The organism is Halorubrum halophilum, from assembly GCF_000739595.1.
Classification (GTDB): domain Archaea; phylum Halobacteriota; class Halobacteria; order Halobacteriales; family Haloferacaceae; genus Halorubrum; species Halorubrum halophilum.
This window is the reverse complement of record NZ_BBJP01000018.1, coordinates 56,013-68,182: the sequence shown is the minus strand read 5'-3', so window position 1 is coordinate 68,182 and position 12,170 is coordinate 56,013. Positions and strand designations below refer to the sequence as shown.

10 protein-coding genes and 1 tRNA gene are annotated in these 12,170 nt (G+C 64.9%); 9 read left to right on the top strand and 2 right to left on the bottom strand.

Annotated elements, in window-relative coordinates:
• The 9 genes from ACP96_RS19005 to ACP96_RS06890 form a co-directional block, all read left to right on the top strand.
• A partial coding sequence (locus ACP96_RS19005; RefSeq protein WP_161785352.1) for a hypothetical protein occupies positions 1 to 286 on the top strand: 286 nt, incomplete at its 5' end.
• A gap of 526 nt (positions 287 to 812) precedes the next feature.
• Positions 813 to 2,072 (top strand): LamG domain-containing protein, encoded by a 1,260-nt coding sequence (locus ACP96_RS06925; RefSeq protein WP_050032780.1) that lies wholly within the window; start codon positions 813 to 815, stop codon positions 2,070 to 2,072.
• A 469-nt stretch (positions 2,073 to 2,541) separates the two neighbouring features.
• Entirely contained in the window at positions 2,542 to 4,101 is a 1,560-nt protein-coding gene (locus tag ACP96_RS06920) for a CARDB domain-containing protein (protein WP_050032779.1), read from the top strand.
• A 49-nt stretch (positions 4,102 to 4,150) separates the two neighbouring features.
• On the top strand, positions 4,151 to 5,071 hold the full coding sequence (locus ACP96_RS06915) for a hypothetical protein (protein WP_050032778.1): 921 nt from the start codon (positions 4,151 to 4,153) through the stop codon (positions 5,069 to 5,071).
• Between the two features lie 182 nt (positions 5,072 to 5,253).
• Complete coding sequence (locus ACP96_RS06910) at positions 5,254 to 6,417, top strand: signal peptidase I (protein ID WP_050032777.1); 1,164 nt, start codon at positions 5,254 to 5,256, stop codon at positions 6,415 to 6,417.
• Positions 6,418 to 6,421: 4 nt separating this feature from the next.
• A complete protein-coding gene (locus ACP96_RS06905; RefSeq protein WP_050032776.1) occupies positions 6,422 to 7,753 on the top strand; it encodes a DUF5305 domain-containing protein in 1,332 nt (443 codons plus the stop codon).
• Positions 7,754 to 7,982: 229 nt separating this feature from the next.
• Positions 7,983 to 8,055: transfer RNA gene (locus ACP96_RS06900), tRNA-Gln, on the top strand.
• Between the two features lie 487 nt (positions 8,056 to 8,542).
• Complete coding sequence (locus ACP96_RS06895) at positions 8,543 to 9,070, top strand: hypothetical protein (protein WP_050032775.1); 528 nt, start codon at positions 8,543 to 8,545, stop codon at positions 9,068 to 9,070.
• Between the two features lie 407 nt (positions 9,071 to 9,477).
• Positions 9,478 to 9,948, top strand: coding sequence for a hypothetical protein (locus ACP96_RS06890; RefSeq protein WP_050025631.1), 471 nt, complete (start codon positions 9,478 to 9,480; stop codon positions 9,946 to 9,948).
• 571 nt (positions 9,949 to 10,519) lie between these two features.
• Here ACP96_RS06890 and ACP96_RS06885 read toward each other — a convergent pair.
• Both ACP96_RS06885 and ACP96_RS06880 read right to left on the bottom strand, forming a co-directional pair.
• Complete coding sequence (locus tag ACP96_RS06885) at positions 10,520 to 11,575, bottom strand: hypothetical protein (RefSeq protein ID WP_050032774.1); 1,056 nt, start codon at positions 11,573 to 11,575, stop codon at positions 10,520 to 10,522.
• Positions 11,572 to 12,069, bottom strand: a complete 498-nt coding sequence (locus ACP96_RS06880) for a FlaD/FlaE family flagellar protein (RefSeq protein WP_050032773.1) — start codon at positions 12,067 to 12,069, stop codon at positions 11,572 to 11,574. The genes ACP96_RS06885 and ACP96_RS06880 overlap by 4 nt, the downstream gene beginning before the upstream one ends.
• Positions 12,070 to 12,170 lie beyond the last annotated feature (101 nt).

The window sequence follows — 12,170 nt, the reverse complement described above, 5'->3', positions numbered from 1 at the left end:
GTATGGCGATTCAACACAGCCTATTGAGAATAATAGTATTACTGGGTGGGAGACGCCTATTACGCTCTTCGAAAACCCGGCAAGCGGTGACATAGACAACGGTCTGATTACCGGCAATGAAATCGACAGCGGTTACAGTGGTAATTATGCCATCTACGCGTTTGAACAGAATGGCGACGGCTTTGACGATATAAATGGTGAAAGCGAGACAGCTGCGCAAGAAACGGCCCTCAGAAACGACAACAACGTTGCTAATGTCAAAATTGTTGAAGGTGGATCTCTGTAGCGGAGAGTGGTGACAAATAATTAATACACGGATATCCCGGCTATATTGTAGAATTTTATTTTGAACTCTTTGATGCCAACTTATTAGGTAATTGAGAAGGAACAAAGTGTACGATTGATTAGTGTCCGGGCAATCAGATCTACGAATACAAATACCAGTGTGGTCGTAGACTCATGTCGGTTATATATAACGATACGGGAGATATCCTGGTTGGTTTCCCATCATTAACCTCAATTAGAAGTTTGATACCAGCACTCGCAACAAAAACCGTGTATCTCATTCTACCACTGTCAATATTAGCAAATGCGGTAACACTACACTAATAACCTGAATTCACCGGGACCCTCCACAGCGTATCTCGTTGGTTTCCGTTGTTCCTCGGCTACAACCACACCCTTCAGAGACATCAAGACACCCCTGAAACCGGTTCAACCGACTCATAACAAGGTGGGTAGAGTCAGATCCTCTTGGTAAGTGAGCCATGCGTAGTCGGGAGCAATCCCGGTCACGCTGGACATAACCACCAATGGAACGACGCAAGTTCATCCTCGCAATCGGCGGTATCGCAAGCACCGGAGCCGCGGTCGGGTCCGGCGCGTTCACCAGCGTCGAAGCGACCCGCGACGTCTCCGTCTCGGTCGCGGACGACACCAACGCCTACCTCGCGATGGAACCGCTGGACTCCCCCAACGGGAACCAGTTCGCCTCGACCGACGGCGACGTAATCGCGCTGGACTTCTCCCAGAGCGGCAACAACGGATCCGGACTCGGTACGAACTCGATCTACAACTTCGATAAGGTGTTTCAGATCGCCAACCAGGGCACGCAAGGGGTGTACGTCTGGGCGAAGTTCAGCAGCCCGACTGGTGACTTTGACATCGGCAGCCCGGACACCGACATCTGGCTCTACCCGAACGGGGACCCCGACGACAAACTCCGCGACAGCGAAGACGACGTGCTCTACCTCCCGACCGGCTCGTCGGTGGACATCGGCGTCTACGTCGACACGGACGACCTCGACGTCGACGACGACCAGGAGCTGACGATGACCGTTCGAGCCGACGTGAACAACCCTACAGCAGGCGATGTGGTCGGTGGCGGCGGCACGACGGTGGCTGAACCGACAGACGGGCTCGTGAGTTACTGGCCGCTTGACGATGTCGAGAGCGGGACCGCTTCCGACGCCGTCGGAACGAACGACGGAACGGTTATTGGCGATGTCTCGGCGGCTTCTGGTGAGCGTCCCGGTGCGAACTTCCCGCCCGGCTCAGGTGACTACGTCGACGTCGGAGACGGCTCGGACTTCGCCTTCGAGAACTTCACCGTCTCGGCGTGGGCGAGGGCGGCTGACGGCGACCGCGGCCTTCGAACAATTGTCGCACGACAGGATGAGACCGCCAGTAACCCATATGAAAAGCGGACGTTCATACTCTGGTTCGACGACAACGATTCGAACTTCGGTGCCGAAGTCATCACCGGACGAACATCTGAATCCGATGGGGACCTCCGAGATGTCACCGCTTCTGACGAAGATTACGTTGATGATGAGTGGCACCATATCGCGATGACCGTCGCAGCAGACGACAGGATTTCCCTCTACGTCGACGGCGATCACAAGGGTACGGATCTGATCGATGGATCCCCGTATACCGGATCAGCCGAGACGTGGGTGGGGTTAGAACCAGGTCAGGCCCGTCCGCTTGCTGGTGATGTCGGCGATCTCCGTATCTATGATCGGGTTCTCAGCAGCGGTGAAATTGGGGATCTAGCCAGCAACACAGAGTAACACTACGTACTTACCTGCGATCGATTCGAGAACTTAGCGATGTATCGCCCCACCAAGACGAGATATTCGAATGGCAAGTGGACTCAGCTGTTTCGATTGAAGTAGACTGAAAAAGCGTCCTACTCTCTGCCACCGGTGTCCGCCCAGTTGTCGAGCACACGCACGGCGACCGCGTTTGCCTCTGCCAGAGAGTGACAGAACTGTCACCGACCTCATGAAGAGTTCGTCTTCGAGATCGTACATCCGTCTCATCCGCACGATTATACGTTGGTCGATATCGACAGCAGTACTGCGATCAGTTCCGATGGAGCGGCCTCGCTATCCGACGTAGCTGACTGATTGTCATTCTGTTTTCGGAGGACATAATGTAATTCACCTGTCTAATATCCGTTACAGGCAACCCCTTCAGTCGTTTCAGGCACCGCGTTATCAAGCCCCTTGAGCTATAACGGATCGTAGACACAGACGTATGCCCACCGCCCGCCGCACCCTGATCCTCGCCCTCGTCCTCGTAGCGGCGGGCTCGCTGATCTTCACTACGGGCGCGGCGGTCATCGACGGCGACGCCGACACAGTCGCTGACGGAGATCTCGCGATCCAGCCGGCCGACGGCCCGAACGGACAGTACGCCTATTTAAACGACGACGAGATCGCGATCGACGTCTCGGCGTCGAACCCGAACATCCAAGATCCCTCTTTCGAAGGCGTGAACGTCGGGACGACCGGGACGATCGACGACGTATTTACCATCACGTACACGGCCGACGAGTACGCGCACGTGTGGATCCAGTACGAGAGCGAGAACGTCACCTTCGTCGCCGACGGCGACTCGATCGAGGGCGAGGCGAACAACGTCACGCTCGCGCCGAACGAGACGGTCGTGGTCGGCCTCGCGCTCGACACGCGCGGCGCGGCCGCCGGGACGAAGCTCGGCGCCGACGAGTTCGGGATCAACGCGACGCTCGCGGAGCCGGAGGACGCGTCGATGATGAGCGCGTCGACCCGCCGGACGAGCGACGCCGGCCCGACCACGACGGTCACGTCGACGAGCGACGACCGCCGCGAGTTCGTCGCGAGCGATATCGGGTACGGCGACGCGGTCCGGTTCGACCTCGACGGGATGCACCTCGACGGCGGGAACGTCACGCTCGACGGGCTCGATCTGGAGGGCGTCCGAAGCGATCGCGCCGAGATGAGCGCAGCCGGGAGCCCCGAACCCGTCGAGAACGGGAGCGCGCTCGACGCGCCGACGACCCCGCGGTCGATCGCGTATCTCACCGTGGAACATGACTTCGATACCGACGAGGTCGACGCCATGACGATCCGGTTCAGCGCCTCGCGGGAGGCGCTCGACGACGCCGGGGTGGATCCGGAGCGCGTGACGTTCTACCGGCAGACCGACGCCGGCGACTGGAACGAAAAGGACACCAGCGTCGTCGGCGAGGACGCGGTTCGGACCCGGGGACTCTCCGAGGATCGCGTGCACTTCCGCGCGACGACCGAAGATTTCTCGACGTTCGCGGTCGCGGAGCGCGTCCCCCGCTTCGACGTGACCGAAGCGACCCTCGACACCCCGACGATCGACCCCGGCGAGGCGGCGACGGTCCGAGCGACCGTCCGAAACGGGGGCGGTGCGGCCGGCGAGCGGCCGGTGACGCTGACGGCCGACGGGGACCCGGTCGCGAACGAGACCGTCGCGCTGGCGCCGAACGAAACGGCGACCGTCGCGCTCTCGGTCGCGTTCGAGACCGCGGGCGAGTACGACCTCGCGGTCGACGGGGCGGACGCCGGAGACCTACTCGTCGGCGACCCGGCGAGCGACGACGGCGACGCGGGCAACGCGGGCGACGGCGAGATGGGCGACGGGGACACCCGGGACGCGCCCGGAGGCGAGAGCACCGACGAATCCGGCGGTGGGCCGACAGAGGAGCCGGCCGGCATCGACCTCGTCCAGCTCGGGGGGCTGCTCGCGCTCGTCGCGCTCGTCGTCGTCGGGGTCGCGCTCGTCCGTCGGACGCCTCGATCGTGAGCGCGTCCCCGTCGACAGGTCTTACCCGCTGGTCCGCGAGGCTCGGAGCGTGAGGGCTTCCTCGAACGCGCGGAGCGACGGGACCGCGGCGGAGCGGGACGCCGGCGGAGGCGGCCCCAGTGACGCCCGAGTTCGCCGCGAGCTGCTCGCGCGGCTCCGACTCGTCGACCTGCTCGCGCTCGCGGCGGTGCCCGGGATCCTCGGCGCCGTCTTCGCGCTCCCCGAGTCGACGCGTCGGTCGCTGGCGTTCGCGTACGCCGACCCGACGGTTCTGACCGCCTTCACCGCCCACTACGTCCACCTCGACGCGGGCCACCTCGCTGGCAACGTGGCGGGGTACGTCCTCCTCGCCGGCGTGGGGTACGCGCTTGCGGTGTTGGCCGGCCACCGGCGGTTCTTCGTGGCCGCGCTCGCGACGTTCCTCGGCGCCTTCCCGTTCGTCCTGTCGGCGCTGAACCTCGCCGTCCCCCGGAACGCGATCGGGTTCGGCTTCTCCGGGATCAACATGGCGCTCGCGGGGCTGCTTCCGGTCTTGATCGGCGTGTACGCCCGCGAGCGGTTCTTTCCGACGGCGTCGATCCGCGCGCTCCCCGCGGTCTTCTTCCCGCTCGTCGGCTGGATGGCGTTTCTGGCGCTTCCGGTCTCGCCGGGGGCCCTCGACGGCCCCGGACTCGCCGGGGTGGCGACGGCGGCCGCGGGGCTTCTGCTCGGTCTGCTGTACGCGTCGAGCACCGGAATTCGGATCCGGGCGGCGCTCCGAGAGGCGGCCCGGGCAGCGGTGTCGAACGCGGGGGACGGCGACCTGTTCGCGGTCGGCGTCGCCCTGACGGTCGGGTACCCGGTCGTCGGGTTCCCCGGCGATCCGACGGGGGAAGGCAGCGTGGTGAACCTGTACGTCCACCTGCTCGGCTTCTGTCTCGCGTTCATCGGGTCGTTCGCTCTGCTCGCGGCGGGGGTGTTCGAGGAGTGACCCGCCTTTCGAGGCCCCTACCCCTCGTCGCATCTCGCGACCGCCCGACGCCGCACTGCCCCGAACCACGAATTTATAACGTATCGATGACATTCTCGAGTCGGCGACTGATCGACAAGCGACAACAACCGGCCAACGACGACCGCCGATAGACCGCCCGTCCGACCACCGAGACACGACCTATGCCACTCAAACGCACCCTTTCGATAACGCTACAGGTCGCGTTCGTGCTCGTCGTCGCCTCGCTGATCGTGGGGCAGTATCTCGGGCAGCCGGTGCTTCTGAGCTACGTCGAGACCGGAAGCATGCAGCCCGTGCTCAACCCGGGCGACGGCTTCGTCGCGATCCCCGCGCCGATCGCGGGCGGAATCGGCGTCGGCGACGTGGTGACCTTCGACGCCCAAGAGATCGAGGGCGGCGGACTGACGACCCACCGCGTCGTTGAGGAGACGGAGCGCGGCTACGTCACGCGGGGAGACAACAACCCGTTCACGGATCAGGACGGCGGCGAGCCCGTCGTGCAGGAGGCCGATATCGTCGCGAAGGCACTCACGGTCGGCGGGAGCGTGGTCGTCATCCCGCATCTCGGCACCGTCGCGATGGGGTTCCAGTCGGCGCTCGACTCTCTCCAAACGTGGCTGGCGGTCACGTTCGGGGTCCGGTCGCTGCAGGGCACGCAGGGGCTCGCGTACATCCTCTTCGGGCTCTCCGCGGTCGCGTACGCGGTCGACTGGTACCTCGACAAGGGGAGCCGGGAGACGCGGGAGCGCGACCGCTCCCGCGACGACGGCACCTCGGTGTTCGCGATCGTCGGCGTGCTCGCGCTGGTGTTGATGGCGACCGCGACCGCGGCGATGGTCGTTCCGGGGGGGACTCAGGAGTACGGCGTCGTGAGCGCCGAGTTCGAGTCGGAGAACCCGACCGTCATCGAGCGCGGCACGAGCCAGGAGCTGGAGTACGTCGTCCCCAACGCCGGGCTGGTTCCGGTGTACGCGTACGTCACGCCGCAGAGCCCGGGCGTCGACGTCGATCCCCAGCGCGTCGCCGTCGGCAGCCGGGGCGAGGCGTCGACGACGGTGACGCTCACCGCGCCCGACGAGACCGGCTATTACCGGCTGTTCGTCGCCGAACACCGGTATCTCGCCGTGTTGCCGCCCGGCGTGATCGACGAGCTCTACGGGGTTCACCCGTGGGCCCCGCTGGTCGCGATCAACGGGCTCCTCGGCGGCGGCATCGTCGGGATCGGACTGCTGTTGCTCCGCGGCGAGCCCGCGCGGATACGCTCTCGGGAATCGCGCGCCAAGCCCCCGCTGTACCGCCGAGTCCTCCGCGAGATCTACAGGTGACCGAATGAGCCAGACACCACCCAACGAAACCCGGCTCCGCCTCAGGGCGGTACTGAACGCACAGTTCACCGTAGTCCTCGCGGTCTGTCTCGTCGCCGCGGCGGTCGGGGGCGGGCTCGTCTACACGACCCACGTCGATCCCGGGACCGAGACCGAGACGCGGACCGTCTCCTCGTTCACGGTCGAGACGGAGTACGTCCACTCCGCAGAGGTGACGGAGCCGAACTCGGTGTTCGACACCGGAACGGTGCTCGACGACCGGAACACCTACTTCACGCGGGTTTCCCCCGTCCTTGACGTCGACGTGCAGACGAGCTACGCGGCCGACGCCGCAAGCGACGTCGAGGTCTCCTTCGAGTCGGTACTGGTGATCCGGAACGTCGGTGAGGGTGGCGGCGAGGGAGGAGGGGGCGAGACGGTCTACTGGGACGAGCGAGAGGCGCTAACGACCGAAACGGTCTCGGGCGTCGAACCCGGTGAGACGGCGACCGCCTCGTTCGCGCTCAACAGCTCCGAGGTCGACGCGACGGCCAGCGAGATCGAGTCGGACCTCGGTGCCTCGCCCGGCGAGACGGAGACGTTCGTCGCGACCGACGTGACCGTCGAGGGGACGATCAACGGCGAGCAGACCTCGTACGCGCGGACGATCGAGATGACGCTCGACCACGGCGGCGACACGTACACCGTCTCGGAGCCGGGGACCCAGTCGGACACGACGGAACGGACCGAGTCGGTCACCGTGGAGCGGAGCTACGGACCCCTCCGCTCTGCCGGCGGACCGCTGCTGCTCCTCGCCGGACTCGCCGGGGCCGGCGGGCTGGCGTACGCCCGCCGCGAGACCGACCTCGCGCTCACGCCGGCCGAACGGGAGTACCTCTCGTACCGGGACGACCGCGCCGAGTTCGCGGAGTGGATCACCGCGATTCGACTCCCCGAGTCGGTCCACGAGCGCCCCGAGGCCGAGGCGTCGACGCTTCGAGACCTGGTCGACTTCGCGATCGACAACGACACCGGCGTCGTCGAGGACCCGACGACCGACGCGTACCACGCCGTGACAGACGAGTTCGTGTACACCTACACGCCGCCGGCGCTCGTGGGCGAGACAGTCGGTGACAGCGAGTTCGAGGCGACCGCGCCGATCGGAACGGGCGGCGACGACGCGGCCGATCCCGACGAAACGCCCGACGGTTCTCCGGCGGTCGACGACGAGAGGGCGTGGGTCGGGGCCGGCATGAACTCGGCACCGGCTCCCGACGGGATTGACAGCGAAAGCCCCGATTCCGACGGCCGCGAACCCGAGGCCGGGGACTCGGAACCCTCGGACGGGACGAACTGACTCCGCTTTCCCGTCCGGACTGGAGGAACTTCGGTCCCGCGACGTCGGCGTCCTCCGACTCACGCCGGGGTGTGCCGGCTCCCGGCCGAGCAGTCGCTTCGCCTTCGAGACCGCGGTCGGCCCGGATATCGCCGCGGACCGGAGCGAACGTCTCGCCGGGGCGCATCAGTCGTCGGGAGGGAGTCGGGAAAGTAACCTACTTGAGTGCGGGCGGGCAACCGTCGAGTGCAGTCCCGTGGTGTAGTGGCCAATCATAATGGCCTTTGGAGCCATTGACGGCGGTTCGAATCCGCCCGGGACTATTCTCCGAACGAAGTGAGGACGAATAGTCGCACTGCGGATTCGAATCTGGGAGCGAAGCGGAGTGACTACGGTTCGAATCCGCCCGGGACTATCCACGCAGACGGGTCCCACTTCTTGATCGCGGCTCCGAGCCGGCTCGGTGCCGACCGCGTAGGGTTCTGCTTCAGGTCGCCGTACTCGTCAAAGGTGAGCGCCCACGCTTTGGTGTCGCGTTCGACCTTGACGATCGTTCCGTCAGCGCTGTCGTCGACCGCGCCGGCGACGTCTGCGTGTCGGTGTCGAAACGCAGTTCGGTGGGATCAACAAGCCAGACGACGCGATCTAAACCTCACCGTACCGGATATCTCCCACAGAGAACTGTTCAATCTATGATCGAGAGCTTCAAACTCTATAAGTTACCAACACGAATGTCACGGGGGTTGATCCCGAACCGGTTCCCCAAAGGGAGCTGTCGACAGGGATCTGCCACCCGTTATCACGAAACCCATGAAACAGAATCCAGGCCGTCGATCGTTCCTCGCAGTGACTGGCGCCAGCGCTACCGCAGCCCTTGCCGGGTGTTCTACTCAAAACGCTCCGTCTCAAACCGATGGGGACAGCGAAGAGACCCCCGGTACGGAAGCAACGCTGACGGTACAGATCCAGGGAGATCAAGAAGCGCTCACGAGCTTCCAAGAAGACCTTCAGGCGGACGTCGATAATGGAACCGTTACTCGTGCGGAAGCGCAACAAGAGTTCCAGAACAAACAAGAGGAACTGATAACGGAAGCGACAAACGAGTACGAAGAAGCCGCTGCAGACGACGACGCCGTCTCAGTAGCGGACTCCTCGCCGGAGTACGGCATGTTACGTATCGACGCGCCTGCCGCTACGTTTGTGGACGGGCTCGAGGATGGAGATCTGGCCGCAGTTCTGCCAAGCGAGTACTACGACCAATACATCCAACAACAACAGTTCCAAGAGGAACTCAACCAGCAGACAGCAGACCAAGGGAACAACACGACGGGCGACTGATCTCTTTCGCTGTCTGACGATCAGATCCCCCTCGAAGTGGGGAGCGTCACGGACGGTACCCGCGTCATTGGCGGGACCGGACCGGAGGCGGAAACCGTGAGAGCTGACCGGAAACACCGCCGGCGACGGCGACGACGTCGACCTGCAGACCCCGCTCGCTTCCTCATCGATGGCTGGGGGACGAACGCCGGCGATCCGCCGTCGGAGGCGAGTGAAACGGTTACGGCTGAGACGCCCTCCAAGTCTCAGACACTGCCGACACCGATCGGTACCTCTACCGCGACGGAGACTGGCGCGGTTCGTTCTGAGCGACGCCGTCTCGCTTTCGCTCTCGCTCCGTCCGCTCTCGCACGCCCTCCGTTTCCGCCATGTATGTCATTTTTTACCATGCAGTGCGTGGGATCGCCATGGATCCGACGCAGTACCGCGACGCGGTCGTCGCGAACCGGCGGGAGCACGGCTTCGAGGCGGTCGACGAGTACACGAACGGGTTCGATCCGGTGTGGGCGACCCGCGACGACGACCCCTCGGTGGGCGAGTGCGTCGCGCTCGCGACGCTCGTCGCCGAGCCGGATCCCGATCCCGGCGACGTCGTCGCGACCGCCGACGAATTCCGGGACGTGCTCGTCGATCGCGTCGACGACCGGCGGGGATCGACGACGCCGCTCGGCTACGTCGTCTTCGCGGTGCCGGACCCCGATCGCTCCGTCGTTGACGCGGCGCGGTCGTACACGGTCGCCCGCCGCCGGACCAACGTGTTCCCGCTCGTGTACGACTGCGAGTCGGAGACGCTGCATCGACACGAGGTGCCGCGGCTGAAGGGCAGGGGGATCTACCGCAGACAGGCGGCGGACGCCGAGCGGCTGTTCGATATCTAACTCCGGCGACTCCGTAGGAATCCCCAGCAGGTGATCGATAGCGGGAGTGAGTGTTGCAGATCGGTGGTGAGAGTTCGATATTTAATGGGACACGAGCGATAGCGACGATCGCTTATAAACGTGGTGCGGTGGCGCGCGCCTCCGAGCGCCCTGATAAGGGCGCGAGGAGCGTCGCGCGAGGGAGTCGCTGGCGCTGACAGCGCCAGCGACGAGGCTGGGGAGGCGTGAGGTGCGGTGCTGTGCGGGTCGGGTGGGACTCAAAGGGGCAGCCGGCGAGGCGGGCGCAGGCGACGTAAGGACCGCAGGGAGTGAGCGAAGCGAACGACTGAGGACCGCAACGAGCGTGCGCCCGCCTCGTCGACTGGAGCTTTGGAGATCTTCACCGCAGAGTCGTTGTTCGCTTATAAACAGCCGACAGCAACCCCACTCGATCGCTTATAAACACCCACACCCCCAACTCGATATACCCACTTCCGCTATCGATCAAGAAGCAGTCATCGTTGACGAGGTACTTCAGACGCTATGTGGAATATTATTTCAACAGAAATGTTTGGAAAATTCTACCGCCCGCTCAGATCAGGCGCTCGGCGATCCGGCCGGCGCCCTCGGCCGCGGCGGTTGCGGGGTCGTCGGGGGAGACGACCTCGACGTCGCGGTCGAGCTCCGCCGAGAGCCGCTTCTCGAACTCCTCGGTGAGACCGGGGATGCAGGCCATCCCGCCGGTGGCCGCGACGGGGCGGCCCAGCGCGAGCTGGTACGGCTTCATGTGGTCGTTCGCGAGTTCCGGGAGGAACTCGTTGGCGACGACGTCGACCGCCTCGTCGATGTACCGGTCGACCGGCTCCCGCACGCCGCGGTCAACGGTGAACTCGTGGCTTCCGCCGCCGGGCTGCTGGATCACGTCCGTGAACGGCTCGAAGTCGTACACGTCGGCGTGCTCCTCCTTGTACTCCCGGGCGGTCGTCCGGTCGATGTGGACGCGGCCCTGGCTCTCCTCCTCGACAGCGGCGACGATCCGGCGGTCGACCTCGTTGCCCGTCACCGAGCCGGTCGAGAACGGTGAGAGCTGCTCGCCGCGCCGGTAGGCGCACGCCTCCAGCGTCGTCGACCCCATGTTGATCGAGACGAACACCTCGTCGATGGCGGAGAGGTCGTCGCCGTAGGCGGGGATGGCCCCGCACAGCGACTCGGGGTAGCTCCGCGTCTCGACCTGACCGATCGAGGAGCCCTCGATCACCGACTTGAGGTTGTTCACGCCCGCCTCGTTGTCGATGGTGGGGACCGCGTAGACGACCGCGCTGTCCTCGGGCACGTCGTGAGCGTCCACGAGCGCCTCAAAGAAGCGCTCGGCGTCGGCGACGCTCTCGTCGTCTTCGGGGAGTCCCGAACGGAGCATGAAGCGCACCGTGTCGGGGTACTCGATCGCGGCCTCGTGGCCGAACAGAACCTTCTCGTCGCCCGTGATGGCGTCCTCGTAGGTCGCCAGACACGTCAGCGTCGAGTGTCGTTCGCGGCCGCCCCGTCCGTCGGGGAGGTCGAGCACCGTTCGGGTGCTGCCGAGTTTCACGCCGACCGCTTCGGGGCCGTCTGTACCGTTGATGTCCGTGGATTCGTCGTCGTCGCTCATGATGTACTCGCACACGAAGCGATCCGGACGATGGAGACGAGGCTGATCCGATGGTCGGCGGGGGTGAAGGGCCGATCGTACCGCGGGGCGTCGAACCCCGCTAACCGGCGCCGGAGGGCCTCGACCGCGTCGTCGTCGACCCAGCCGAGTTCGGCGTAGTACGCCAGCGCGTCTCGGCTCCGCACGTGGCCGCCCACGTCGACGAGGTAGCCGAGCCACTCGCCGATCTCGTGTTCCGCTTCCGGCGAGGCCGGGATCGCCGTCAGGTACGGCCGGTCCCCGGCGTCGGATCGGTCTCCGTCGCCGGACAGCCGCAGCCCCCGCTGACGCTGGAGCAGCTCGGTGAACGCGGCCGAGCGGGCCGCCTGCTCCGCTCGGTTCCGGTTCGGCTGACGAAGCGACCGCTCCCGAGGCGCTTCGTCGGCGCCGTCTCGCGGTGCGTCCGCGATCCGGCGCAGCTCTCGTACGTCGTATTGCCGTGGATTCAGACTCATGTTCCGTCCGTCGTTCGCGTCCGTACTGAGACTCTCTCGGACCGGGTATATGATAGTTGCCACGCAGTTATCAGCGATGAGAAACTACCGTGCCACAGTCG

Coding starts and splice junctions, on each gene's coding strand:
- ACP96_RS06895 (WP_050032775.1), top strand. CDS start 8,543: ATGAAACAGAATCCAGGCCGTCGATCGTTCCTCGCAGTGACTGGCGCC.
- ACP96_RS06910 (WP_050032777.1), top strand. CDS start 5,254: ATGCCACTCAAACGCACCCTTTCGATAACGCTACAGGTCGCGTTCGTG.
- ACP96_RS06920 (WP_050032779.1), top strand. CDS start 2,542: ATGCCCACCGCCCGCCGCACCCTGATCCTCGCCCTCGTCCTCGTAGCG.
- ACP96_RS06880 (WP_050032773.1), bottom strand. CDS start 12,069: ATGAGTCTGAATCCACGGCAATACGACGTACGAGAGCTGCGCCGGATC.
- ACP96_RS06925 (WP_050032780.1), top strand. CDS start 813: ATGGAACGACGCAAGTTCATCCTCGCAATCGGCGGTATCGCAAGCACC.
- ACP96_RS06885 (WP_050032774.1), bottom strand. CDS start 11,575: ATGAGCGACGACGACGAATCCACGGACATCAACGGTACAGACGGCCCC.
- ACP96_RS06905 (WP_050032776.1), top strand. CDS start 6,422: ATGAGCCAGACACCACCCAACGAAACCCGGCTCCGCCTCAGGGCGGTA.
- ACP96_RS06890 (WP_050025631.1), top strand. CDS start 9,478: ATGGATCCGACGCAGTACCGCGACGCGGTCGTCGCGAACCGGCGGGAG.